Annotated in this window: 18 protein-coding genes; 5 read left to right on the plus strand and 13 right to left on the minus strand. The window is 62.7% G+C overall.

All coding sequences use genetic code 11. The annotated features are described in order from the left end of the window. The first annotated feature begins 45 nt into the window (after window positions 1–45). Window positions 46–1,272, plus strand: a complete 1,227-nt coding sequence (locus tag T5B8_RS06350; protein ID WP_353177204.1) for an ATP-grasp domain-containing protein — start codon at window positions 46–48, stop codon at window positions 1,270–1,272. A 111-nt stretch (window positions 1,273–1,383) separates the two neighbouring features. On the opposite strand, the gene T5B8_RS06355 is transcribed toward T5B8_RS06350, so the two are convergent. The 11 genes from T5B8_RS06355 to urtA form a co-directional block, all read right to left on the minus strand. Further along, complete coding sequence (locus tag T5B8_RS06355) at window positions 1,384–3,369, minus strand: hypothetical protein (protein WP_353177206.1); 1,986 nt, start codon at window positions 3,367–3,369, stop codon at window positions 1,384–1,386. A 342-nt stretch (window positions 3,370–3,711) separates the two neighbouring features. Beyond that, window positions 3,712–4,620: a hypothetical protein gene (locus T5B8_RS06360; RefSeq protein WP_353177207.1), complete on the minus strand. Its 909-nt coding sequence runs from the start codon at window positions 4,618–4,620 to the stop codon at window positions 3,712–3,714. Between the two features lie 146 nt (window positions 4,621–4,766). Beyond that, a complete protein-coding gene (locus T5B8_RS06365) occupies window positions 4,767–5,846 on the minus strand; it encodes an AAA family ATPase (protein WP_353177209.1) in 1,080 nt (359 codons plus the stop codon). Window positions 5,847–5,926: 80 nt separating this feature from the next. Continuing rightward, entirely contained in the window at window positions 5,927–6,973 is a 1,047-nt protein-coding gene (locus T5B8_RS06370) for an aliphatic amidase (RefSeq protein WP_353177211.1), read from the minus strand. Between the two features lie 109 nt (window positions 6,974–7,082). Next, window positions 7,083–7,418 (minus strand): FmdB family zinc ribbon protein, encoded by a 336-nt coding sequence (locus T5B8_RS06375; protein WP_353177212.1) that lies wholly within the window; start codon window positions 7,416–7,418, stop codon window positions 7,083–7,085. A 10-nt stretch (window positions 7,419–7,428) separates the two neighbouring features. Continuing rightward, window positions 7,429–8,661, minus strand: coding sequence for a formamidase (fmdA, locus tag T5B8_RS06380; RefSeq protein WP_353177214.1), 1,233 nt, complete (start codon window positions 8,659–8,661; stop codon window positions 7,429–7,431). A gap of 133 nt (window positions 8,662–8,794) precedes the next feature. Beyond that, window positions 8,795–9,481: an urea ABC transporter ATP-binding subunit UrtE gene (gene urtE / locus T5B8_RS06385; protein WP_353177216.1), complete on the minus strand. Its 687-nt coding sequence runs from the start codon at window positions 9,479–9,481 to the stop codon at window positions 8,795–8,797. A 10-nt stretch (window positions 9,482–9,491) separates the two neighbouring features. Further along, on the minus strand, window positions 9,492–10,232 hold the full coding sequence (gene urtD, locus T5B8_RS06390) for an urea ABC transporter ATP-binding protein UrtD (protein ID WP_353177217.1): 741 nt from the start codon (window positions 10,230–10,232) through the stop codon (window positions 9,492–9,494). Further along, on the minus strand, window positions 10,232–11,326 hold the full coding sequence (gene urtC / locus T5B8_RS06395) for an urea ABC transporter permease subunit UrtC (protein WP_353177340.1): 1,095 nt from the start codon (window positions 11,324–11,326) through the stop codon (window positions 10,232–10,234). The genes urtD and urtC overlap by 1 nt, the downstream gene beginning before the upstream one ends. A 91-nt stretch (window positions 11,327–11,417) precedes the next feature. After that, window positions 11,418–12,341, minus strand: coding sequence for an urea ABC transporter permease subunit UrtB (gene urtB / locus T5B8_RS06400; RefSeq protein ID WP_353177218.1), 924 nt, complete (start codon window positions 12,339–12,341; stop codon window positions 11,418–11,420). A 77-nt stretch (window positions 12,342–12,418) separates the two neighbouring features. Then, window positions 12,419–13,657, minus strand: coding sequence for an urea ABC transporter substrate-binding protein (gene urtA, locus T5B8_RS06405; RefSeq protein ID WP_353177220.1), 1,239 nt, complete (start codon window positions 13,655–13,657; stop codon window positions 12,419–12,421). Window positions 13,658–13,945: 288 nt separating this feature from the next. On the opposite strand from urtA, the gene T5B8_RS06410 reads away from it, so the two are divergent. Together T5B8_RS06410 and T5B8_RS06415 are read left to right on the plus strand one after the other, a co-directional pair. Beyond that, entirely contained in the window at window positions 13,946–17,368 is a 3,423-nt protein-coding gene (locus T5B8_RS06410) for an ATP-binding protein (RefSeq protein ID WP_353177222.1), read from the plus strand. Further along, window positions 17,365–18,306 carry a response regulator gene (locus tag T5B8_RS06415; RefSeq protein ID WP_353177224.1) on the plus strand — a complete coding sequence of 314 codons (942 nt, stop codon included), beginning with the start codon at window positions 17,365–17,367 and terminating at the stop codon, window positions 18,304–18,306. Before T5B8_RS06410 ends, T5B8_RS06415 begins: the two co-directional genes overlap by 4 nt. A 13-nt stretch (window positions 18,307–18,319) precedes the next feature. On the opposite strand, the gene T5B8_RS06420 is transcribed toward T5B8_RS06415, so the two are convergent. Both T5B8_RS06420 and T5B8_RS06425 read right to left on the minus strand, forming a co-directional pair. Next, on the minus strand, window positions 18,320–18,790 hold the full coding sequence (locus T5B8_RS06420; RefSeq protein WP_353177226.1) for a hypothetical protein: 471 nt from the start codon (window positions 18,788–18,790) through the stop codon (window positions 18,320–18,322). After that, window positions 18,787–19,170, minus strand: a complete 384-nt coding sequence (locus tag T5B8_RS06425) for a DUF4870 family protein (protein ID WP_353177228.1) — start codon at window positions 19,168–19,170, stop codon at window positions 18,787–18,789. The genes T5B8_RS06420 and T5B8_RS06425 overlap by 4 nt, the downstream gene beginning before the upstream one ends. 102 nt (window positions 19,171–19,272) lie before the next feature. Between T5B8_RS06425 and maiA the strand changes: the two genes are divergently transcribed. Together maiA and T5B8_RS06435 are read left to right on the plus strand one after the other, a co-directional pair. Further along, window positions 19,273–19,929, plus strand: a complete 657-nt coding sequence (gene maiA, locus T5B8_RS06430) for a maleylacetoacetate isomerase (protein ID WP_353177229.1) — start codon at window positions 19,273–19,275, stop codon at window positions 19,927–19,929. 188 nt (window positions 19,930–20,117) lie between these two features. Next, on the plus strand, window positions 20,118–24,905 hold the full coding sequence (locus T5B8_RS06435; protein WP_353177231.1) for an NAD-glutamate dehydrogenase: 4,788 nt from the start codon (window positions 20,118–20,120) through the stop codon (window positions 24,903–24,905). Window positions 24,906–24,908: the final 3 nt, after the last annotated feature.

Here is a 24,908-nt window from a genome sequence, read left to right on the forward strand (position 1 = left end):
TACTATGCTAGAGTCAATAGGGTATTTTCCTCAAGAGGAGTGGTTATGGCCGAGAAGAATCCCGAAAAGGGCTATGTGGCCCTGCTGGGTTGGTCGCTAGGCGCAGTCGAAGCGGCGGATCGTTTTGATCGGCGCTATGTAGTCGTCGCCCCGGATTGGGCAGAAGACTACTGTAAACAACATGATATCCCGTATATTCCGTGGAATTTCGAGCGTTTGAACGACCGCTCGATGGAAATCGCGGAAAAGCTCAAGGAAGAGGGCGTCGACGTCGCCATTCCGCTGTTCGAGGAAACGGTGGAATGGGCCGGCGCCATCAACTCGGTGCTCATGGACAACCCGCGCCTGCACGGTCAGGCTGTACTGTTCCGTGACAAGGCACTGATGAAACGCCGTGCCCAGCTCGGCGGCATTCGCGTGGGCATTTTCGAGGAAGCGCACGAAAAGGACGACGTCTATCGTTTCTTCAAGCGCGTGAACCAGACGTTGCTCAAGCTCGACGGTGACCCGGAAGATCCGATCCATCTCAAGGCCTTCGACAAGGCCGGCTGTCTGGGTCATCGCATGATCAAGTCGGCCGAAGAGATCGATTCCATTCCGGACAGCGAATATCCGCTGCTCATGGAAAGCCATCTCGATGGCTGGGAATTCGCGGTCGAAGCCTGGATCTGGGACGGCAAGATCCAGTTCCTGAATATCTCCGAGTACGTGACCCTGGGTTACTCGGTATTTGTGCCGGCCACGCCGGAGCTGGAGAGCTGGCGTAACGCGATCACCGAACAGATCGAGAAGCTCATCAAGACCTTCGATATCAAGTTCGGCCAGATCCACCCCGAGTACTTCGTGACCTCCGATGGCACCATGTACTTCGGTGAAGTCGCCTATCGCCCGCCGGGCTTCAAGGCCTTCGAACTCATCGAGCGTGCCTACGGCTTCAACGCCTATCAGGCCACGATCCTGGTCATGGATCCGAAGACCAAGCAGGACGAGATCGACGCGTTCTTCCCCGAGCCGGTCAAGGATGCCAAGGGCTATGCCGGCTGCTTTGGCGTGTATCCGCGCAAGCGTGTGGTCAGCAAGCTCGAAATCCCGAAGGAAACCGAAGAGCATCCGTACTTCGATTTCCACGAGCTGACTGCACCGTTGCAGGATACGGTCACCAAGCGCACCGCCTTCGGTACCCATTGGGGGCTGGTGTTCTTCTTTGGCGACAATCCGCATCAGTTGCGTGATCTGCTCAAGCATCAGGAAGAACTGGACTTCTATGTCTAGTCGCGCCTGATGGCTTGCGGCCGTTGTGCCGCATAATCAGAAAGGCCGCATCGGTTAACCGATGCGGCCTTTTTCATGTGCGTGATCCGCGGTCTCGAGCCCGGCTAAAGCCTAGTCCTGCCAGCCGCGGCCAGCGGCCCAGCCCTCGGCGACCAGGGTACGGATGCGGGCGACCGCTTCGTCGGGCACGGCCTCGGCATCGCCGATTTCGCGGTTCTTGTAGTGATAGACATACAACCGCGAGGTGAATTGTTCGAACGGCAGCGAGGATTCGCCTTCGAGCTCGCCGTGGCTGTGCGTCGAGGTGACGATGTCCTGGCCCCAGTTCTGACCCTTGTCGCGGTTGGGGTTGAAGAAATACACGCGCCACTCGCCGGCCGGATCGTAGGCCACACGCTGAATGGAAATGGCATGCCAGCCGACGAGTTCGGCGTTGAAGTTGGTGGTGGCGATACCGCAGGGCTGGGCATAGACCAGATCCCGACCGCCGTTGTAGAGCGGATGGTAGGAGGCATAGAAATCGCGCACGAATGCGTCGAAACCATGTACATCACCGGTGTTCGTATCCAGCAGTTCGCCAAACCCGCGGTGTACCCACCAGCCGTGCAGTTCCGGGTTGACCCAGCGGTGGCCATCGCCTTCACGCCCGATGGTGCGCCGACTCATTTCCATATAGATACGGTCGAGATGCGGGGTGAGCAGCAGTGAGACCGGGTCGAGCTCGGTATGCAGGGTGGTGGCCAAGCCGAACGACAGCTCGCTGGAACGAATGGTCTGGCCTTCGAAATGCATGAGCAGTTCGTTCTCGCGGGCGGCGAAGGCGATCAGCTCCAGCAGATAGCCGACATCGTTCTGTGCCCACAGGCTGATCGCACGTGCGGCCTGACAGGTCGGATTGTGGCCCTGGTCGACGCCGCGCGGCTGGCCCAGTACCGACAGCGTACCGGCAAGCAGCAGCACGTTGGCATCGGGCGGATCCTGCCACTCGCTGGCTGCCCGCAGGTTTTCGGCCACGGTTGGATGAATGGCCAGCACCATCAGACGGCGCAACCCCGGCAGCACCGGGCGAATGAAGGTCATGCCCTGTTCGAGCAGTTTCGACAGGCCGTAGATCGAGCGCGCGGTTTCGCGCCAGATGGCGAAACGGATGATGTCCGATATGAGCGTCTGATGGGCGCCGAGACTGACCTTGCCGACGGCGTTGAGGGCCAGCGCCGGGCCAACCAGTTCCGGGGCATTATCGACCAGATGCCGCAACAGGTCGGCATGCTGGGCGGATACCAGCCCGGTACGGGCCATGGCCTGGCCGAAATTGTTGGCCTCTTCGGCCAGGGCGTTAATATCCAGTTGTTCGAGCGCGGCCGCATAATCCTCGCGCGTGCCGATACGCGATAGCGGCGTCGGGCCGTTGAGCGCGTGCATCCATTCGCGTGCACGCGCGACGGACGGGTCGTCGTCGGGGAGTTCGGTGGTGGCGCGATCGGCTGCGCGCAGCAGCGCCTCGACGCGTTGAACCATGATCGGGCGTTGCAGCAGTACGCGCTCGGCTTCGTAGACCAGCGCATCCAGAATCGCCGATGCCCCCAGGCGATCGAGGATGAATTCGAACAGGTTCTTGACGCGCTCGGCGGCCGCGGGATCGGCTTCGCGGGTTTCTTCGGTGGCCACCGGGAAAAGCAGATCGAGATTGCTGGCCAGAATCTGTTGCAGAAAACGCCGGGCCTGGTCGGGCGTCATGGTCTGGGCGTCTGTAAGCTGCTCGGCAATGGCCAGCATGCGCAGTTCGCTCAAGCATTCCAGTGTGGCGTTGACACCGCCGGCGCGCAGGGTGGTGCTGACCAGCGCGGGCTGGAGCGCTTCCGGGTTTTCCCAGTCGCCATTGGCGAATACGCCCGCCGCGCCGAAGCGCGGCGCATAGGCATAGAGATGACCCACGCCTTCGCGGCTTCTGAGCAGTTTTTGGGCACGGGCGAGCAGTTGCTGCTGCTGCATCGCCTTGCCAAAGGAACGCGCGGCTTCCAGGCGTTCGAGTACCTGTTCGAAATCTTCTGCGAGGCGGCCTGGATCGCTCAGGCTGCCCACTGTGACCTGGGCCATGGATCGCCCTCCAGTGAACGGATGGCCTTGACGGGCCATCGGGCACGGGCTCCGGCGTTGGTCGTTCTGGCGTGCGGTTCGGGTGTCGTACGCTGGCTCGCCGACGGTCGAACGTCCTCAACCGGTTGTCTGCCCGTTAAAATTAAAGGGTGGACGTTAACACAGCGCGGCCGGCGTTCTACGCACCTGCCATGCATGGTCGTAGCCATGTTATCGGCGCAAATGCCGGTTGCTTAACGACGGGCGGTGTCGCGGCGATCTGCTGGCCTGTGTCGCAATGGTCGGTTTGAAAGCGACAGCCGGCCGTTGCAGCCGGCTGTCGTAGCTGATTTTCTTGGTGGGCTAGAACGCCATGCCGATACTTACCGTACCGGTGAGGAAGTCGTCTTCCGGATTGCCCGGGATGACGTCTTCATCGGTGTGGTAGTAGGTGGTATTGAAAGCGACCGACCAATCGCCGTAGCCCGCGGGGATGAAGCCCAACCCCATGCTCGCGGTTGCGCCGATCGAGGCATAGCCGAAGCCGCTGTCGCCGCCCTGGAAGTCGTCGGTCATGAAACCGATGCTGGCCGGAATCGACAGGGTGACCGGTGTCCTCGGACTATCGACCAGATCGAAGGCGGGTTCGATCGCGCCGACGAATACGGCGCCGTCGTCCTGGCCTTCCTGGCCGTTGACACGAATATGGGTCAAAAAGCTCGGGTTGAGCGCGAAATCGCCGCCCCAGAGGGCGCTGTCGTCGTAGCCGATGCTCAAATCGAGCACGCGCTCGGTATCGCCGCCGTAATACCACTGCTGGTAGATCGCGCCGAGTGTGACCGCACCCGTGGTATAGGTCAGACCGCCGTAGACGTCGATTTCCTGAATATTGCCGCCGATGGTGTCTTCATCGGCGTTGTTGTTGATATCACTCCACGCGCCGAAGGTGAGCGCGAAGCCGTTGGGCAGATCGGCACCGAGATCGATATAGGCGAATTTGGTGGATTGCGAGCCATAGAAATCATGACCGCCGCCCCAGACATCGCCGCCGTAGGATACGAAATGCGAGGCGAAGTCCAGACCTACCGAGCCATGGATCTTGTCCGCAGGCCCCGTTGGCGTGGCGGCTTCGTACTGGGCCTGCGAGGGCGAATCGCTGTTGGGCGCAGTATGGGGGGTGTCTTCACCCATCTGTGCGAAGACGAGGGGGCTCACGCCGGATAGCAGCACGGCGACCGCGCAGCCCAGCGAGGTGGTGACTTTGGTGTTCATGTGTCTCCCTGAAAAATGTCCGATTGAAAACGACCCGAAACCGGGTTTCCCGGTCATTAAAAAGCACGAAGCGCGCCAATAATTGTTAATGGGAACGTCTCGGTAACACCCTGATATAAGTCAAATGACGCATTCTTAAAATCGGTTTAAGAACGGTCAGAAGTCGCGTCGCTATAGAACTTCAGCTGATCCGTTTTATAGGCACGGCCATAGCGGGTCTGTAGCGAGTTGGCGTCGCGTTTTCGCAGGTCGGCGTCAGCCAAGGCTTCGGCCAGCGGCAGTTCGACATGACGGCGAAACGCCCGGCGCATTTCGCGGGCGCCGTAGCGGCGATCGAAGCCTCGCTTTCGAAGCAGCGCACGGGCCGAGGCGTCGAGTTCGGCCCGTTGACCGATACGGGCCAGACGGCTGTTGAGCTTGCGCAGTTCGATATCGATGAGCGTATCGAGCGTGTCGTATTCCAGCGCGTCGAACCGGCTGACGGTATCGATACGGTTGACGAACTCGGGGTCGAATCGTTGCGTGAGCGCATGATCGACGATGTCGTGCAGGCGCCGGCGTGAAAAAGATGGCAATAATCGTCGCCAGCCCTTTTGCATGCGATGAAGATGCGCGGCGAGCTCACGGGCGCCGAGGTTGCTGGTCATGAAGATCAGCGCGTTGCGAAAATCGATCCGCTTTGCACCGGATGTCAGTGTCAGCCAGCCGGTGTCGAACACGTTGAGCAATGCCCGCAGCACATAGTCATCGGCTTTCTCGATCTCGTCGAAGAGCACGATACCGGGGGCGCTGAAATGGCCGGCGATCTGGTCAGCATCGAGCAGGGTGGTGCCTTCCTTGCTGCCGACATAGCCCGGCGGCGCGCCGGTCAGCGCGGCGGCATAGTGCGCCTGGGCCAGTGTGTTCATGTCGATGCGGCAGATCGCATCGCGCCGGCCATGGATGGCTTCGGCGAGCACGCGTACCAGTTCGGTCTTGCCGACCCCGGTCGGGCCCAGCAACAGGCCGACGTGCAGTGGACGTTCCGGATCACCGATATCGGCCTTGATGATTTTCAGTGTGGTCTCGATCGTCTCCAGGGCCGAGTCCTGACCGACGATGCGTTCGCGCAGCAGGCCCATGACCGCCGCGGGCTCGAATTTAAAACGCGAACTTGGATTGGCCAACGTCTGCTCAGGGCGTGGCCTGCGTTCGCCGTCGGTGAGCATGTCATTGATGAACGGCATGACAGCGGCTGCCTTCTGCTGCTGCCCATGCCCGCGTTGTCACGCAGTACGGGCACGGGCAGCGAACAGGGCGCTTCGGCTCAGGCGCCGGCCTCTTTTTCCACCTCGGGATGCGAGAGCGTGCCGACCGGGCAATCCGCTGTGGTCGCGGTGCTGCGGGTCATGGCTTCGACATTCGCCTGGGTCTGTTTTGCATCGAGCACCCAGCTGCGATAGAACTCGAATGGGCAATCCGCGACGCCCTTGTCGCCTTCGCCGGAATCGTTCGTGCCGCTGTAGCCACGGTGCAGCAGTTTGAACAGATGATTCTGCGACTGGTCGTTGGCGCGGGCATCGCGAATCGCCGAAACCGACAGCTGGGCATACTGAATGCCGTTTTCCTCGGTGCCGCATTCGCCCAGCGTCCGGCCGTCGAAGCCGATCACGGATGAATGGCCGAAATAGGAATACACGCCGTCAAAGCCGGCGGCGTTGGCCACGGCCACATAGCAGTTGTTGGCCCAGGCCATGCACTTGGACATCATGATCTGCTGTTCCTTGGCCGGGTACATATAGCCCTGGCAGCGCACGATCAGCTCGGCGCCTTTCATGGCACAGTCGCGCCAGATTTCCGGGTAGTTGCCGTCATCGCAGATGATCAGGCTGATCTTGAGCCCCTTGGGGCCTTCGACCACATAGGTCTTGTCGCCCGGGTACCAGCCTTCGATCGGACACCAGGGAATGCACTTACGGTATTTCTGAACGACTTCGCCTTTGTTATCGATCAGAATCAGCGTGTTGTAGGGCGCCTTGTTGGGGTGATCCTCATGGCGCTCGCCGGTGATCGAGAACACGCCCCAGGTATTGGCCTGGCGGCAGGCTTCGGAAAATACGGCGGTTTCGTCGCCCGGAATGGTGGCAGCGGTGTCCATCATTTCGTCCGGGTCGTACATGATCCCCATGGTGCTGTATTCGGGGAAGACCACCAGGTCCATGCCGGGCAGGCCAATCTTCATGCCCTGGATCATGTCCGCGATCTTGTTTGCGTTGTCGAGCACGTCGGCGCGGGTATGCAGGCGCGGCATCTTGTAGTTGACCACCGCCACGCCGACGGTATCGGCGCTGCTGGAAATATCTCCGTGTCGCATTCGGTTCTCCGGTTGACCGCGCCGGTTCTAGCGACGCGGATCTGAAAAGGTGGCGACGCCGCCGTTCGGAAACGGTCGACGCCGCCGGGAGCAATCGTTGTGCCAGGCCCTAGTGGCTGATCATCCAGGGTCGGGGCCCGGTCTTGGTCTTGATCGCCGGTGGGGCGCCCGTGTTGCTCTTGCGGCTGCTGCTCGAACAGCAGCCACAACCCGCGGGGTGGCGCTTGTCATAGGTCTTGGACGTATGCGGCCGATCGGCGCTGCGTTCGTTGGTCTCGTGCGCCACGCGGGCGTGGCTTGAGATCAGCGACAGGCGCGGCGCCGAGATGATGCGTGCCGAGGCTGCCCCGCAGTCGGGGCAGTCGGTGGGCTGGCTGCATTCGGCCATGCGACGCATGGCGCTGAAGGTGCCGCAGTCGTGACAGGCGTATTCGTACATCGGCATGACGAATCTCCTACTGGTCGTAGGCGATGGGCATGTCGACGCTGCCGTCGAGGAACTTCGTCGGGCCGTCGGCGCCGGGCATGATGTCGAAGTCGAAGATTTCCGACGGAATCCAGAGCGTTGCGCAGGAGTTGGGAATATCCACGACGCCGCTCAGATGACCCTGGACCGGAGCCACGCCGAGAATCGAGTACGCCTGGGCGCCGGAATAGCCGAATTTCTTGAGGTATTCGATCGCGTTCAGGCAGGCCTGGCGATAGGCCACGTTGGCATCCAGATAATGCTGTTTGCCGGATTCGTCGACCGAAATGCCTTCGAAGATCAGGTAGTCGTTGTAGGTCGGCACGATCGGGCTGGGTTTGAAGATCGGGTTCTTGACCCCGTATTTCTTCATGCCGTCCTTGATCAGCTCGACTTTCATGTGCACCCAGCCGCCGGCCATTTCGATGGCGCCGCAGAAAGTGATTTCGCCGTCGCCCTGGCTGAAGTGCAGATCGCCCACCGACAGGCCCGCACCGTCGACATAGACCGGGAAATAGACCTTCGAGCCGCGCGACAGATCCTTGATATCGCAGTTGCCGCCATGCTCGCGCGGCGGCACCGTGCGTGCACCTTCGGCTGCGGCCTTGTCGCGGGCTTCGCCCGAGAGCGCGCCCATATGCGCGGTTTCGGCGACAGGCGGGTTGGCCAGCGGCGGCACGCGTTCGGGATCGGTGGCGATAAGCTCGAGTTCGCGCGTGTTCCAGGTATCGAGCAGATCCTGACTGGGCAGGCAGCCGATCAGGCCCGGATGGATGAGCCCGGCGAAATTCACGCCCGGTACGTGCCGTGAGGTGGTGTAAAGACCGTGAAAATCCCAGATGGATTTCTGGGCATGCGGGAAATGCTCGGTGAGAAAGCCGCCGCCGTTCTGCTTGGAGAAGAAGCCGTTGAAGCCCCATTCCGCGCCGGGCAGGGCGCCGATATCGAGAATGTCGACCACGAGCAGATCGCCGGCTTCGGCGCCTTTCACGCCTACGGGCCCGGACAGGTAATGCACGGTCGACAGATCCACGTCGCGCACGTCCGAGGCATCGTCATCGTTGGCGATCGCGCCCGCGGTCCAGTCGTAGGTTTCGAGGATGAAATCGTCGCCCGGGTTCACCCAGCAGGCCATGGGGATATCCGGATGCCAGCGGTTGTGCACCTTTTCGTTCTGGGTGGCCGGGGTGTCGAGATCGACCTTGATGAGCGTATCGGTCATGGCGTTGTTCTCCTGCGAACGGTTTCAACGGTGCGAGCGCGGCTCGCGTGGGTCGGGAATCAGTCTTGAATGCGGTCGGGTTCGCGGCAATACGTTGGATGACGTAACGCCGTGTTGGTCGCAAGGCCGCACATCAGACGGTCAGGTAGCGGCTGATCTGCTTGGCGTCGATCTCGTCACCCGCCGCTTCGTGGGCAATCTTGCCTTTGTCGAGCACCAGCATCCGGTCGGCGATCGCGGTGGCAAAGCTCAACACCTGTTCGGACACCACGATGCTGATCTGGCGCGTGCGCTTGATCTCGTTGAGCGTCTTGGCGAGATCCTTGATGATCGACGGCTGGATGCCTTCGGTGGGTTCGTCGAGCAACAGCACCTTGGGGTCGGCCGCCAGCGCTCGTGCGATGGCCAGCTGTTGCTGCTGGCCGCCAGAGAGGTTGCCCGCCTTGCGGCGGCGCATGTCGCGCAATACCGGGAACAGGTCGTAGATATCGCCGGGGATCTTGCGCCGGCCCGTCGCTTCCAGACCCGCGGCGATATTCTCTTCGACCGTCAGGGTGCCGAATACCAGCCGCCCCTGGGGCACATAGGCGAGCCCGCGTTGCACGCGTTCGTAGGGCTGGCGCTTGCCGACGTCCTCGTCGCCGATACGAATGCTGCCCTTGGCGGGCATGATGCCGATAAGCGATTTGAACAGCGTGGTCTTGCCCATGCCGTTGCGGCCCATGATGGCCACGGTTTCTGTTTCGCCCACGTCGAACGAGATGCCGTGGATGACCTCGCTCATGCCGTAGCTGACGCGCAGATCCTGTGTGCTGAGCATGATGATGTCCTCAGTGGCCTAGATAGACTTCGATGACGCGTTCGTCGGCCTGCACCTTCTCCATCGGGCCCTCGGCAAGGATCTTGCCCTGATGCAGCACGGTCACCTTGCGACCGATGTCCTTGACGAAATCCATGTCGTGTTCGATCACGATGACGGCCCGGTTTTCCTTGATGCGGTTGAGCAGGGCGGCCGTGGCTTCGCGTTCGGGCACGCTCATGCCGGCCACGGGTTCGTCGAGCATGAGCAGCTCCGGGTCCTGGATGAGCAACATGCCGATTTCCAGCCACTGCTTCTGGCCGTGGCTGAGCAGGCCGGCGCTCATATCGAGTTCGTCGACCAGATAGATGGTCTCGGCAATTTCCTGAATACGGGCGACGAGCTTGGGCGTGCGCCGAAAGAACAGGCTGGAAAGCACGGTGCGCCCGCCCGGCGAGGACAGCTCCAGGTTCTGGCGGACGGTCAGGTTTTCGTAGATCGACGGCGTCTGGAACTTGCGGCCCACGCCGGCATGCACGATCTGGTGCTCCGAAAGCTTGGTCAGATCCTTGTTCTTGAACTTGATCTTGCCGCTGGTTGCGCGGGTCTTGCCGCAGATCAGATCGAGCAGGGTGGTCTTGCCGGCGCCATTCGGGCCGATGACCACGCGCAGTTCGTTGCGTTCGACATAGAAGTTCAGCGCATCGATCGCCTTGAAGCCGTCGAAGGACACGCCGAGGTCCTCGACCTCGAGAATCATGGCGTTGTTCATCAGGCTTGCTCCTGGGCGGTGGCGCCGGTGGATGACGGTTTGGCGGTGTCTTGCGCACTGGTCGATGGCTTGACCGGGCGTTGGGATTTACGCCCCGGCATGAGCTTCGTGCCGTAGTCGGACACGAGGCCCGCCAGTCCGCGCGGAAAGAACATGACCACGCCGATGAACAACGCCCCCATGACCACCGGCCAGATCTGCGGGAAGCTGTCGGATAGCGAGGTCTTGGCCCAGCTGACGATGAAGGCGCCACAAGCCGCACCCACGATCGACAGACGCCCGCCGACGGCACAGAACACCACCATTTCGATCGAGGCCACCGCGCCAATGAAGGTGGGCGACATGAAACCCACCTGCAGGGTGAAGAACGCCCCGCCAATGGCTGCGAACACCGACGCCATGACGAACACGAACACCTTCATGTTGGCCACGTCGTAGCCGGAGAAACGCACTCGGTCTTCCTGGTCGCGCATGGCGATGAGCAGGCGCCCGAAGCGACTGTTGATGATGAAATTGCCCACCAGAAGACATAGCAGCAGGGCAATACAGCAGGCGTAGTAGAGGATGTATTTCGCGCCGTCGGTGCGGATATCCCAGCCCAGCAGCGTGCGCAGGTCGGTAATGCCGTTGATGCCGCCGGTGTAGCCCTGCTGACCGACGATGAGAATGGTCAGAATCACCGCGATCGCCTGGGTGATGATGGCGAAATACACACCGCCCACCCGGCGCTTGAACATGGCATAGCCGATCAGCCAGGCGAAGAAGGCCGGCACCGCGATCACCGCGAACACGGTAAACGCGAAGCTGTGGAAGGGTTCCCAGAACCAGGGCAGTTCGGTGAGCTGGTTCCAGTCCATGAAGTCGGGAATGCCCGGTGTGGTCTGGATCTTGGTGGCTTCGGGCGTGGAGGCTTCCAGCTTGAGGAACATGGCCATGCAATAGCCGCCCAGGCCAAAGAACACGCCCTGGCCGAGACTCAGAATGCCGCCATAGCCCCAGCACAGCACCAGACCGACGGCCACGAAGGCATAGGTCAGATACTTGCCGAACAGATTCAGACGAAAGATTTCGGTGGTGGCGGGCAGCAGCACCATCAGAATCGCGGCGATCACCGCAATCTGGATCAATGCCGATGTGCCGCCGAATGCCTTGATGAGACGTTGCACGATGACTCTCCCGGGCCGCCTAGCGGCGCACCTTGCTGGCGAACAGGCCCTGCGGACGCAGCATGAGGATCACGACCACGGTGAGCAGGGTGAAGACTTTGGCCATCGAACCCGACCAGAAGAACGACAGGATCGACTGCGACTGGGCGATGCCGAATGCCGATACCACGGTGCCCAGCAGACTGGCCGCGCCGCCGAATACGACCACCAGGAAGGTATCGACGATATACAGCGAGCCGGTGGTCGGGCCCGTGGAGGCGATGGTGGTAAATGCCGCGCCGGCCACGCCGGCGATGCCGCAGCCCAGCGCGAAGGTCATGCGATCGACGCGGTCGGTATTGATGCCGGCGGCATTCGCCATGCTGCGGTTCTGGGTGGTCGCCCGTACCTTGATACCCCAGCGCGAGCGATAGAGCAGGGCAAACAGGGCGATCGTGAGTACCAGCGTGATCGCGAGAATGAACAGCCCGTTGAGCGGGATATCGATCATGTCGGTGGCGCGGTAGGAGCCCAGCAGCCAGTCCGGCATGGTGACGGTCTTTTCGCGCGGGCCGAAGACCGAGCGAAACACCTGCTGAAGAATCAGGCCCAGACCCCAGGTCGCCAGCAGCGTATCCAGCGGTCGGTTGTAGAGATAACGGATCATGAACCGCTCGACCAGATAGCCGAGCGCGAACGTGCCGATAAAGGCCGCGACGATGGCGACCGGGAAGTACCAGGTGAGCGCGGTCGCGCCCCATTCGGCAGCCTGGTACGACACGAGATAGGTGATATAGGCGCCCAGCGTCAGGAATTCGCCGTGGGCCATGTTGATCACGCCCATCTGGCCGAAGATGATCGCCAGCCCCAGGGCCATGAGAAGAAAGACGCAGAACAGGCTCAGGCCTGAAAACCCCTGCATCACAAAGATTGCGGTCAATTCCTGTGCGGTGAAGTCGCCCATGGTTGCTCCCTTGGGCGTCTGCCGAGGCGCTGAGATGCCCCGGCAGACGCGTGTTGCTCAAGCGGTCAGGGGTTGGCCTAGTAGCCTTCCGGGAACGGGTTCGGCTCGATCACGTCGGATTCCCAGACCACCTTGGCCTGGCCGTCGCTGCCCCACTGGCCGATACGGGTGCGCATCCACAGATGGTGGTTGGGGTCGACCTTGGTATAGCCGTGCGGCATGCCGGTCTTCCATTCCATGTTGTCGGAGGCGGCGACCACCTTGTCGACATCGAAGCTGCCGGCTTTTTCCACCGCGCGCTTCCACAGCCACGGGCCGAGATAGGCGGATTCGGTCACGTCGCCGATGACGGCGTCCTCGCCGTACTCTTTCTTGAATGCGGCGACAAAGTCCTTGTTCGCCGGGATATCCAGGCTCTGGAAATACTTCATCGACGAGTAAAAGCCTTCGACGTTCTGCTTGCCGATACCCAGCACTTCGTCTTCGGTGACGGAAATGGTGAGCATGGGCTGGCGCTTGGCGGTCATGCCGGCCGCCTTGAGCTGCTTGAACCACGCCACGTTGGAGCCGCCGACCACGGCCGCGAAGACCAGGTCCGGACGCTTGAGCTTGATCTTGTTGATCAGCGAACCGAACTGGGTATTGCCCAGCGGGTAGTAGTCCTCACCGACCACGCGCCCGCCGAGATGCTTCTCGATATGGGTGCGTGCGATCTTCATGGACGTACGCGGCCAGATATAGTCGGAGCCGACCAGATAGAACGTCTTGGCGCCCAGTTCCTTGTTGGCCCAGTTCAGGGCTGCCAGGATCTGCTGGGTGGCCTCCTGGCCGGTGTAGAACACGTTATGCGACTGCTCCAGGCCTTCGTAGAAGGTCGGGTAGTAGAGCAGGCCGTTGTTCTGTTCGAACACCGGCAGCACGGCCTTGCGCGAGGCCGAGGTCCAGCAGCCGAACACGGTGGCGACCTTGTCGCCCTGGAGCAGTTTGCGGGCCTTTTCGGCAAAGGTCGGCCAGTCGCTGGCGCCGTCTTCGACCGTGTACTTGATCTGACGGCCCAGCACGCCGCCCTGTTCGTTGATCTGCTTGATGGCGAGCTTTTCGGCCTGGATCGAGCCGGTTTCGCTGATCGCCATGGTGCCGGTCAGCGAATGCAGAATGCCCACATTCACGGTGTCGTCGGTCACGGCCAGACCCGTGGTCATGACCTCGTCGGTGGCCGGTGCCGCGGCCTGGGCGGCGCCGAACAGCGTGGACGCGCCCAGCGTCACGGCGGTCAGGCCGGCGAGCCATGATCGGCTCAGGGTATGCAAATTCATCGATAGTCTCCCTTTGGGTAACGAAACAGACCGCGCTCGCCGCCATCGGGTAAAGCCGGATCGGCGCCGGCGGCCTCGCTCGTCATTCAGACTGGCCTGTCTCATCCGAGCCGCCCATACGCCGATCAACGCACCGGCCTACGTCATTTGACGCATTCGCCTGCTGCAGCCACGCGGCCGATGCTGGGTGGCCGTGGCCCGCGCCATGCGCGCGTAATGGCGCGTTTCCTGCAGGCGGGCTATCGGCCTTTTGCTGTGCCCGTTGCGGGCTTTAGAACGACTTGTTTCATGGACAACGCACCCCAACGCATCGTCAAGATCCGGCGTGCCTATAACCGCTGGGTCGGCGACGAAACGCTCGAGGACTACGCGCTGCGCTTTACCGCGCGCACGTTTCGTAAATGGTCCGAGCTGCGGATCGCCAATACCGCGCTGGGCGGTATTTCGTTTCTGGCGCTGGAAGCGATCGGTGCGGTGCTGATGATGAGCTACGGCTTCGTCAACGCGGCCTGGGCGATCGCTGCCGTATGTACCGCCATATTCCTGGTCGGGTTGCCGATCAGCTACTACGCTGCGCGCTACGGTGTGGATATCGACCTGCTTACCCGCGGCGCGGGCTTTGGCTATCTCGGCTCGACATTCACGTCGCTGATCTATGCCAGCTTCACGTTTCTATTCTTCGCGCTCGAAGCCGCGATCATGGGTCAGGCGATCTCGATGTATTTCGGGGTCTCGTTGCCGGTGGCCTATCTGGTCAGCGCGCTGGCGGTCATTCCGCTGGTGACCTTCGGCATTACCGCAATCAACCGCCTGCAATGGTTCACCCAGCCGATCTGGCTGGTGCTGCTGGTGTTGCCCTATATCTGCGTGGCCCTCAAACGGCCGGAAACCTTTACCGATTTCGTCGGTTTCGTCGGCCGCCAGCATGACGGCAGTTTCAGCTGGGGCGCATTCGGTGCGGCCTGCGGGGTGGCGCTGGCGCTGATTGGGCAGATCGGCGAACAGGTGGATTACCTGCGTTTCCTGCCCGAGAAAAAACACGCCAACCGGCTGCGCTGGTGGTCGGCAGTCATCGTCGCCGGGCCGGGCTGGGTAATCATGGGCGGCCTGAAGATGTTCGGCGGGGCGCTGTTAGCGTTTCTCGCACTTCAGCATGAGTTGCCCTTCGAACAGGCCACCGAACCCACGCATATGTACCAGGTGGCCTTTGGCTATGTGTTCGATTCGCCCGGCGTGGTGCTGGCTGCGACCGTAGCGTTCGTGATCGTCTCCCAGGTCAAGATCAACGTCACCAATGCCTATGCCGGTTCGCTGGCCTGGTCGAATTTCTTCGCCCGGGTCACGCGTAGTCATCCCGGGCGGGTCGTATGGCTGGTATTCAATGTGCTGATTGCACTCATCCTGCTCGAAGTCGGCGTGTTCTCCGCGATCGAACGGGTGCTGGGGTTGTATGCCAATGTCGCCGCGGCCTGGATCGGGGCGTTGGCGGCCGATCTGGTGATCAACAAGCCGCTCGGCCTTTCGCCCAAGGGCATCGAGTTCAAGCGTGCGCATCTCTACGACATCAACCCGGTCGGCATCGGCGCCCTCGCGATTGCCAGTGCATTATCGCTGGCGGCCTATACCGGCCTGTTCGGCCAAGCCCTGCGCGCGGCCGCGCCGCTGCTGGCCCTGGGCGGGGCCTTCACCATCGCACCGCTGATTGCCTGGGCGACCGGCGGGCGCTTCTATCGCGCCCGACGCCCGGCCAGCCCCCTGCAGCTGGCCCCCGATGGCGCCGCCCAGGCGCGTTGTGTGCTGTGTCGCAACCGCTTCGAAGTGGAGGACATGGCGCTGTGTCCGGCCTATCGCGGCACGATCTGTTCGTTGTGCTGCAGCCTGGATATGCGTTGTGGCGATCGGTGCCGGCCGCAGGCCACGGTGTCGGCCCAGGCCGCGAGTGTGGTTCGACGTGTACTGCCGAAGTCGGTCTTGCCGCATCTTTATACGCGACTGGTGCGCTATGGGCTGGTGTTGGGATTGCTCAGCGTGGTCGTATTCGGTGCGCTGGTCGCAGTCTATGCGCAGGTCGCGCCGCTGGTATCGGCCAGCGATACGGCGCTGTTGTTCGATATCTTCATACGCACCTTTTTGCTGATGACCGCGCTGACCGGCGTGCTGGCCTGGTGGCTGGTGCTCACCCGCGAAGCACGCACCGTCGCCCAGCAGGAAACCTCGCGCCAGACCCAGCTACTCATGCGCGAAATCCGCGCCCATGAAGAAACCGATGCCAAGCTGCAGAAAGCGACCCAGGAAGCCGAGGCCGCCAACCGGGCCAAGAGCCGCTATGTATCGGGCCTGAGCCACGAACTGCGTACGCCTTTGAACAACGTGCTCGGTTATACCCAGTTGCTGCTGCGTGATCATCGCCTGGCAAGCGACCAGTCGGCCAAGCTGGCCACCATTCAGCGCAGCGGCGAACATCTGCTCGCGCTGGTTGACGGTCTGCTGGATATCGCGCGTATCGAGGCCGGACGCATCAGCCTGAATATCGGTGAGATCCATACCGCGGCACTGCTCGATCAAATCGATGCCATGTTCGCTCCGCAGGCCCATGCCAAGGGCCTGGATTTTCGGATCGAGCGAATCGGGCGTATCCCGCCCGTCGTGCGTGGCGACGAACAACGGCTACGCCAGATTCTGATCAATCTGGTCGGCAATGCGATTCGCTTTACCCGCACCGGTTTGGTGCGTTTGCGGATCGGCTATGCCTGGGAAGTCGCCACATTCGAGGTCATCGACACCGGTCCGGGGATCGACGAGGACAAGCTCGAACAGATATTTCTGCCGTTCGAACGGCTGGACGCCGATCTGAGCGGCCTGACCACTGGCACCGGCCTGGGTTTGACCATCTGCCGGCTACTGACCCAGTTCATGGGCGGCGAACTGGCGGTCAAGCACGCCGACGGCGGCGGTAGTCATTTCACCCTGCGCCTGTTTCTGGCCCGCAGCAAGCAGCGCCTGGCCGGCGCCGATTCAGGCGAGAATGCGTCGACCACCGGCTATAGCGGGCCACGGCGGCATGTATTGCTGGTCGATGATCTGGCCGATCAACGCGCGATCCTGCGCGATTTTCTGGAACCGCTGGGTTTTGCCATCGACGAATGCAGCGATGGCGCGAGCGCGTTGCACTGGCTGGCCACCGAACAGACCGATGCCATCGTCATGGATGTCGCCATGCCCGGCCTGGATGGTTTCGAAACCGCCCGGCTCATCCGCGCGCGCAACCTGTGTAGCGCGCCGATCGTGGTGGTTTCGGCCAACGCCTACGGCGAGGATGTCGCGCGTAGCCAGGCTGCCGGTTGCGATGCGTTCCTGCCCAAACCCGTCGATATCACCCGCCTGCAATCCACGCTGGCAACGTTATTGCATCTGGAATGGATACCGGCGTCGCCGGCGCGCCTGCCACCGGCCGTGGGCGGGGCCGAGGATGGCGAAACCCTGGCCGGGGCGGGGCTGCCGCCAAGGCTTTTGCAGCGGCTATCCGCTGCGCTCGAAACCGGGGTCATGAACGGGGTGCAGGCAGTGATCGACGATATCGAACGTGCCGTGCCGGACGGTGAGGCGCAAACGCGCGTCTTGAGAGAGGCCGCACGCCGGTTCGAGTTCGATCGCCTGCGTCGGCTGGTGGCCTCGGCATCGAGCGCGACGAGCGAGGGAGACAGCCTATGAGCGTGGCTTACGACAATACGACGGACTGGCCGACGACATCTGCGCCGGCGCTCGTGCGCGGCGTGGTGCTCGTGGTCGACGATCAGCCGGAAACGCTGGCACTGTTATCGGAAGTGCTCGATCACGAAGGCTATACCGTGATCGTTGCCACCGATGGCGCGACCGCGCTCGAGCGGGCCCGCATGATCACCCCGGATGTGGTGCTGCTGGATGCGCTGATGCCGGGCATGGACGGCTTCGAAGTATGTCTGCGCATGAGTGCGGATGCCGTACTTGCCAGCGTGCCGGTGATCTTCATGACCGGACTCACCGAAAGCGAACATATCGTCAAGGGTTTTCGGGCCGGCGGTGCCGACTATGTAACCAAGCCGGTCAAGCCGGACGAAGTGTGTGTGCGCGTGGAAGCACACCTCAAGCGCGCCCAGGCCCAGCGCCGGGCGGATATGGTCGTCAATGCGGGCGGGCGTGCGGCGATCATCGCCGATCACGAAGGCCGGGTCCGTTGGCACAGCTCGCGTGCGGCGGCTTTTCTGCAACGCTATCTCGGTGTCGACCGACAAGGCTTATTGCCGGTCGCGCTGGTGCGCTGGATGCGCCAGGCCGAGCCGTCGTCAAGACCCTATGAAGTCGCCGACGGCCAGGCGCGGTTGTCGATCCGGCTGGCCGGGCCCGCGGGTGGCGATGGCTGGATACTCACGCTCATCGAATTCGACGACGAAGCCTCGATCAACGATTTCGTCGAGCGCTTCGGGCTCACCCCGCGTCAGGCCGAGGTGCTGCTCTGGGTATCGCGGGGCAAGACCAATCGCGATATCGGTGAAATCCTCGCGATGAAGCCGCGCACGGTGAACAAACACCTTGAGCATATCTTTCCCAAGCTGGGCGTGGAGACGCGCGCGGCCGCGGCGGCCACGGCCTTGCAGGTGATCGGGCCTTAGCGCGAACCCGCGCCTAGGCCGGGCGTCGATCCGCCCAGCGCAACCAGCGCCGCACCAGGCGGATACTCAGCCAGAGCGTGACCAGCAGCCAGCCGGCGGTGGCAATGAACACGGCCAGCATGAGCGTGCCGATGCCCAGTTCCGGCCAGGCCGCGGCCAGCGTCTCTGCCGGATGGGGCGCATAGGCCAGCGTGTTGAGTACGGTCATGGCGCTGGTGAAAAGCGTCGGCAGGGCGGCCAGCGGTGCGACAAGCACGAACAGCAACGCCAGCACCGACAGGGCATGATGGCGGCCCAGCCAGCGATGATGCGAAGCCACGAGCGCCTCCTGGCCGGCGGCCGCCCACCAGTGCAGCAGGGCGATGACGGCCATGACCGGCAGCAGCAGAATACCGACCCCGAGCCAGAGTGCGGCCACGATGGCCGCGGCGACGATATAGCCGATCGTCACCGGCGTGGCGTCTGCGTTGACGGGCGTGTTCACGGCGTCATGCCCGGCATGGCGCGGTGTTCGGCAAAGGCGAGCACGCCCCGAATGAAGCGATACACGCCCCAGACCCAGAGAATCGCGTAGCCGATAAAGCCGATCATCACGAAGCTCAGCACGAAACAGATCAGCGACCACGCCAGCGTGAACCAGAAGGTGCGCATCAGCCAGCGGTGGTGGCTATAGGCCACGCGATCCCGACAGTCGCCCATCTTGACGTGGTTGATGATGACGCCGGCAATCGCGGTAATGCCGTTGAAAAAGCCCAGCCCGTAGAGGATATAGGTCACCAGCAGCACATTGCGCTCGAGCTCGCGGCGGGATACGCCGGTATCGTCGATTGGCTTGTCGATTAGCTTGTCGCCTGGCTGGCTCATCGGCTGGACCTGTTCGAATGCGTGGGCGGCAACATGGGGTACGTACGTCGCGGTTTGCTAGACTCGTGATTCGTCTGGATGCTCAACATTCTCGGAACCGGCATGCTTCAACTGTTCACGCACCATCGCAGTGTCTCCGCGCATCGCGTGCGTATCGCGCTCAATTACAAGGGTGTGTCCTACAAGTCGATATTCACCGACATGGACCATACCCGTGGCGATCGGTTGAGCTATCTCAATGTCAATCCGCAAGGGCTCATCCCGGCCCTCTGGGCCGAAGACGACCTGGTGATTTCCCAGTCGTCGGCCATTCTAGAGTACCTGGAGGAGCGCTATCCTGAACGACCGCTGCTGCATGGCGATATTGCCGAGCGCGCGCGTATTCGCTCGTTTGCCCAGATCGCCATTGCGGATACCCATCCGCTGAATAATCTGCGCGTGCTGCGCTATCTGCGCGATGCCATGAACGTGCCCTACGAAAAACGGCGCGAATGGTTTGAACACTGGATTCACAAGGCCTTCGCGCCGATGGAATCGATTCTGGCCGCGCATGCGCGCGAGCACGACGAACAAAGCTACTGCTTTACCGAAAAGCCGAGTCTGGCCGATGTGTGCCTGGTGCCCCAGGTATCCATGGCGGCCCGTTACGACGTCAACCTCAGCGATTACCCGACCATCCGCCGGGTTTATCGTGCCTGCATGACACTTGCCGCATTCCAGGCCGCCGACCCGGAAACCCAGCCTGATACCGGCCGCTAGGGTAGCGTCTTAGACTATTGTCGCAGTCCGTGCGCGGTGTTTTGCGCGTACGGCGAAGCCCTGGTTGGCTCAAGCGTATGTTGCGCCATGTAAGGCGCGGGACAGGGTTTGATCGTAGTGCTTGTGAATGACGCACACCCCGGTCTAGGGTGGCGGCATCGACCACCCAGATGTGTAGGCGGCGGGTAATGAGCACGATAGCCACGATAGTTGCAGATGTGCGGGCAAGGGCGAACGGTTTCGAGCCGGCCGAGCGCCGCGACCTGTTGTTGCGCTTTGTCGATGCCTGGTTCGAAGGCATCACCCTCGACGAACTCGCCGCGCGATCGGTGGAGGCGCTTTACACCGCGGTCTGCGACCAGTTCGAGCTGCTTTGCCAGCCGCGCCGGAAGCAGGACATCGCCGTGCTCACCCGCGCGCTCGACGCCAGCGAAGGCGCCTGTGATACGGCCTTGCTGGTGCTCGCCGATGACATGAGCTTTATCGTGGATACCGTGAGCATGGCCGTGCGCGAGGCCGGGGCCGATATCGACTGGATGATGCATCCGATTCTGCGCGTTACGCGCGATTCGGCCGGCGTGCCCACCGATATTCGCAGCGCCTCGGACAGCGCCGAACACGGCGACGAGGAATCGTTGCTGCGTCTGGAATTCGCCGCCCCCGCCGGTCTGGATCGCGACGCGCTGGTCGAACGCGTGCATCGTAACCTGGGCGATCTGGCGCGCGTGGTCGGCGACTGGCAGGCGATGCGGCGGCAGTTGCAAAAGGTCGTGGCCGAGCTGGATACCGTGCCCAGCGGCATGGATATCGACGAATGCGAACAGACCCAGGCGTTTCTGCGCTGGCTGGCGGACGACCATTTCACGCTGCTGGGCTATCGTCAGCGCGAAGTGCAGATCGGCGAAGACGATACCGACACCATGGTCGACATGCCCGGCACCAGTCTCGGGCTGCTGCGCGAGGATCGTCAGGATATCGACCCGGACGGCTATGTGGCGCCGGCCGCGGCACTGGATAAGTACAGCCAGTCGCCGCGTATCGTGGTAGTGGCCAAGGCCAACCGACGCTCGTGGATTCATCACGCCGAAACCATGGACGTGATCGCCATCAAGCGTATGGACGACATGGGCAACGTGATCGGCGCCCATCGTTTTCTGGGGCTGTTTTCGGGCGAGGCCTATGCCATGAGTCCGCGTCAGATCCCGTTGCTGCGCCAGAAGGTGCGTGACGTGGCGGCCCGGGCGGCGCTGCGTCCGCGCTCGCACAGCGCCAAGAGCCTGCGCTACATCCTCGAAACCTTCCCTCGCGACGAGTTGTTCCAGTCCTCGGAGGACGAGCTCTACAACACCGTCATGGGCATACTCGGCATGCGGGAAACCGAGCGCCTGCGCCTGTTCATGCGCCGCGATCGTTATGCCCGGTTTCATTCCTGTCTGGTGTATGTACCACGCGAGCGCTACACGGTCCGCCTGCGTGCACAGATTCAGGCCGAACTCGAACGCAGTCTGCACGGGCGCGCCCAGGAATCGGATGCCCAGTTTCTGCGCGGCGCGCTGGTGCGTATTCATTATCAGATCGCCATCGAGGCCGAGACGGTCGATACGCCCGACGCCCGGACGCTCGAACAGACGTTGATCGCGGCCACACGCGCCTGGCCGGACCGCTTTGCTGCCGTGGCCGAGGCGCGCGGGCAGGTCATGCCGGCCTATGCGCGGGCCTTCGACAGCGCCTATCGCGGGCGTTTTACCGCCCAGACCGCGGTCGACGATGCCACGCTGCTGTCCACGGTCCAGGCCGGCGGCGCGCCCGTGCTGCGGGTGGTCGGCGTGGACGGTCATACCGTGCAGCTCAAGCTCTATGGCAGCGGCGAGGAGACGCCGCTGTCGGCGACCATGCCGATTCTCGAGAATTTCGGTTTGTCGGTGCATACGCAGCGGCCATACCGGGTCGAACGCGCCGGCCAGGATCGCCAGTGGATCCACGAATACGAAGCCGATCACCCGGATGCCCAGGCGCTGATGGAAAATGGCTGCGGCGAGAACGTGGCCGAGGCCTTTACCGACGTCATGTCGGGCGCGGCCGAAAACGATGGCCTCAATCGGCTGATCGTGGCTGCCGGCTTCACCCCGCGTCAGGTCGTGCTGGTGCGCACGATCACCCGTTATCTGCTGCAGACCGAGCTGCCGTTCTCGCCCGACTATATCCAGCAACAGCTGGCCGGCCATGCGGATCTGGTGGAGCGCTTCGTGCGCCTGTTCGAGGCGCGATTCGAGCCGGGCCAGGCCGGCGCCGACGATGCCCAGCAGCAGACCGAGATCGATCAGCTGCTCGACGATGTCGCCAGTCTCGATGCCGATCGCGTGCTGCGCGCTTTCCATGGCGTGGTGCAGGCCACTCTGCGTACCAACTACTACCAGCGCGACACCCAGGGCGCATTCAAGCCCTATGTCAGTATCAAGCTGGACCCGGCGGTGATGCCCGAACTGCCGCGGCCGTTGCCGATGTTCGAGACCTTCGTCTACGCGCCGGAAGTGGAAGGCGTGCATCTGCGCGGCGGCAAGGTCGCCCGCGGTGGGTTGCGCTGGTCCGATCGACGCGAGGATTTTCGCACCGAAGTGCTGGGTCTGATGAAAGCCCAGATGGTCAAGAACGCGGTCATCGTGCCGGTGGGCGCCAAGGGCGGTTTCGTGGTCAAGAACGCGCCCGCCGACGAATCGCGCGAGCTGCGCCAGGCCCGTGGCATCGCCTGCTACAAGATATTCATTCGCGGGCTGCTGGATATCACCGACAATCGCGTCGGTCAGGCGATCGAGGCGCCCAAGGATGTCGTGCGCCGCGACGGCGACGACCCCTATCTGGTGGTCGCGGCCGACAAGGGCACGGCCACGTTCTCGGATATCGCCAACGGCCTGTCGCAGGCCTATGGTTTCTGGCTTGACGATGCCTTTGCCTCGGGCGGCTCGGCCGGTTACGACCACAAGGCCATGGGTATAACCGCGCGCGGCGCCTGGGAGGGCGTCAAACGTCATTTTCGGGAAATGGGCCGCGATATTCAGCGCGAGCCGTTCACGGTGGTGGGCATCGGCGATATGGCCGGCGATGTGTTCGGCAACGGCATGCTGCTTTCCGAGCAGATCAAGCTGGTCGCCGCCTTCAACCATATGCATATCTTCATCGATCCGAACCCGGATCCAGCGGTAAGTTTTGCCGAACGCAAGCGCCTGTTCGAGTTGCCGCGCTCGGCCTGGAGCGACTACGACAGCACGCTCATTTCGCCCGGCGGTGGCGTGTTCGATCGCAGCGCCAAGACCATCGAACTCTCCGAGGAGGCGCGTGCGGCCCTGGATATCGATGCAGCGCGCCTGAGTCCGCTGGAACTGATCAACCGCATCCTCAAGGCGCCGGTGGATCTGCTCTGGAACGGCGGCATCGGTACCTATGTGAAGGCGCGCACCGAATCCCATGCCAAGGTCGGCGATCGGGCCAACGATGGCCTGCGCGTGAACGGGCGCGATTTGCGTTGTGCCGCGGTCGGCGAGGGCGGCAATCTGGGCCTGACCCAGGCCGGGCGTATTGAATATGCGCTGGCTGGCGGGCGGCTGAATACCGACGCCATCGACAATTCCGGCGGTGTGGATTCCTCCGATCTGGAAGTCAATATCAAGATCGCGCTCGGCACGGTCGAGGCCGGCGGCGCGCTCACCCGTGAGGATCGCAATACATTACTGGCCTCGATGACGCCGGACGTGATCGATCTGGTGCTGACCACCAACTATCTGCAGACCCAGCAGATCAGCCTCATGGAGGCCGAGGGGCTCACCCGCTTCGACGAACAGGTGAGCTTCATGCGTGCGCTCGAGCGCGAAGGCCGTCTTGACCGGCGCCTGGAACGCCTGCCTGACGACGAAACCATCGAAGAGCGTGCCCGCAATCGTCAGGGGCTGACGCGCCCGGAACTGGCCGTGCTCATTTCCTATAGCAAGATCGCGCTGGCTGATGGCGTGCTCGCCAGCGAATTGCCGGACGATCCCTGGTTCGCCCATCTGCTGGAAGCTGGCTTCCCGTCGGCCATGGTCGAACAGTTCCCGGACGCGGTGTTGAACCACCGCCTCAAGCGCGAACTCATCACCACGCTGATCACCAACCAGATGGTCGATCGCCTGGGTATCGCCACGGCCCACCGGCTGCCGGCCGGGTTCGGCGCACGTATGGATGCAGCCGTGCGTGCCTATGTGCTGGCCGATGCCTGGCTGGGCGGCGAAGCGCTGTTTACCGATATCGAGGCGCTGGATAATCAGTTGCCCACCGAGCATCAGTACGCGTTGCACAAGATCGTGATCGGCCTGCTCAAGCACGCGATGAGCTGGTGGCTGGGCACGCCCGGTATCCAGGGCGATCTGTCGTCATTGGTCGAACGCTATCAGCAGGACGCCCAGCGGCTGTTGGCGCGTCTGCCCGACTATCTGGTCGGCGGCTATGCCGAGCGTTGGCAGGCCGATCGCAGCGCCTGGGTCGAAGCCGGCCTGGACGACGACTTTGCCTGCCGGATCGCCAGCGCGGATGCCGGCGGCGGCATCATGGACGTGGTATCGCTGGCGGATGAACGCGGGCGCGATGTCGAATCGGTTGCCGCGCTGTATTTCGCGGTCGGCGACGCGCTGTCGGTGCACTGGCTGCAGGGCGCGATCCATGCCTTGCCGGCAGACGGGCGCTGGGCCGCGCTGGCGCGAACCAGCCTGCGTGGCGACAGCTACCGCATTCATCAGCAGATCGTCGCCCAGGTGCTCGATTTCGCCGGCGACGATCCGCTCACCGAATGGCGTGAAACCCATGCCCGTACGCTGGCCTTTATCGCGGCGCGCATGGACGAGCTCAAGGCCATCGATCAGCCGGCGCATGCCCATCTGACCGTGGCCGTACGCGACATGGCCCGGCTGGCGACCGCCCAGCCCACCAGTCTGGGCGGCGCGGCCTGAACG

Source organism: Salinisphaera sp. T5B8 (assembly GCF_040361255.1).
Taxonomy (GTDB): domain Bacteria; phylum Pseudomonadota; class Gammaproteobacteria; order Nevskiales; family Salinisphaeraceae; genus Salinisphaera.

What these genes read in the sequence shown, in the direction of transcription:
- T5B8_RS06360 (WP_353177207.1), bottom strand. Translation starts at nt 4,620, where the DNA reads ATGAACACCAAAGTCACCACCTCGCTGGGCTGCGCGGTCGCCGTGCTG.
- maiA (WP_353177229.1), top strand. Translation starts at nt 19,273, where the DNA reads ATGCTTCAACTGTTCACGCACCATCGCAGTGTCTCCGCGCATCGCGTG.
- urtE (WP_353177216.1), bottom strand. Translation starts at nt 9,481, where the DNA reads ATGCTCAGCACACAGGATCTGCGCGTCAGCTACGGCATGAGCGAGGTC.
- T5B8_RS06355 (WP_353177206.1), bottom strand. Translation starts at nt 3,369, where the DNA reads ATGGCCCAGGTCACAGTGGGCAGCCTGAGCGATCCAGGCCGCCTCGCA.
- T5B8_RS06375 (WP_353177212.1), bottom strand. Translation starts at nt 7,418, where the DNA reads ATGCCGATGTACGAATACGCCTGTCACGACTGCGGCACCTTCAGCGCC.
- T5B8_RS06365 (WP_353177209.1), bottom strand. Translation starts at nt 5,846, where the DNA reads ATGCCGTTCATCAATGACATGCTCACCGACGGCGAACGCAGGCCACGC.
- T5B8_RS06425 (WP_353177228.1), bottom strand. Translation starts at nt 19,170, where the DNA reads ATGAGCCAGCCAGGCGACAAGCTAATCGACAAGCCAATCGACGATACC.
- urtC (WP_353177340.1), bottom strand. Translation starts at nt 11,326, where the DNA reads ATGGTGCTGCTGCCCGCCACCACCGAAATCTTTCGTCTGAATCTGTTC.
- urtA (WP_353177220.1), bottom strand. Translation starts at nt 13,657, where the DNA reads ATGAATTTGCATACCCTGAGCCGATCATGGCTCGCCGGCCTGACCGCC.
- T5B8_RS06415 (WP_353177224.1), top strand. Translation starts at nt 17,365, where the DNA reads ATGAGCGTGGCTTACGACAATACGACGGACTGGCCGACGACATCTGCG.
- fmdA (WP_353177214.1), bottom strand. Translation starts at nt 8,661, where the DNA reads ATGACCGATACGCTCATCAAGGTCGATCTCGACACCCCGGCCACCCAG.
- T5B8_RS06410 (WP_353177222.1), top strand. Translation starts at nt 13,946, where the DNA reads ATGGACAACGCACCCCAACGCATCGTCAAGATCCGGCGTGCCTATAAC.
- T5B8_RS06370 (WP_353177211.1), bottom strand. Translation starts at nt 6,973, where the DNA reads ATGCGACACGGAGATATTTCCAGCAGCGCCGATACCGTCGGCGTGGCG.
- urtB (WP_353177218.1), bottom strand. Translation starts at nt 12,341, where the DNA reads ATGGGCGACTTCACCGCACAGGAATTGACCGCAATCTTTGTGATGCAG.
- T5B8_RS06350 (WP_353177204.1), top strand. Translation starts at nt 46, where the DNA reads ATGGCCGAGAAGAATCCCGAAAAGGGCTATGTGGCCCTGCTGGGTTGG.
- T5B8_RS06435 (WP_353177231.1), top strand. Translation starts at nt 20,118, where the DNA reads ATGAGCACGATAGCCACGATAGTTGCAGATGTGCGGGCAAGGGCGAAC.
- urtD (WP_353177217.1), bottom strand. Translation starts at nt 10,232, where the DNA reads ATGAACAACGCCATGATTCTCGAGGTCGAGGACCTCGGCGTGTCCTTC.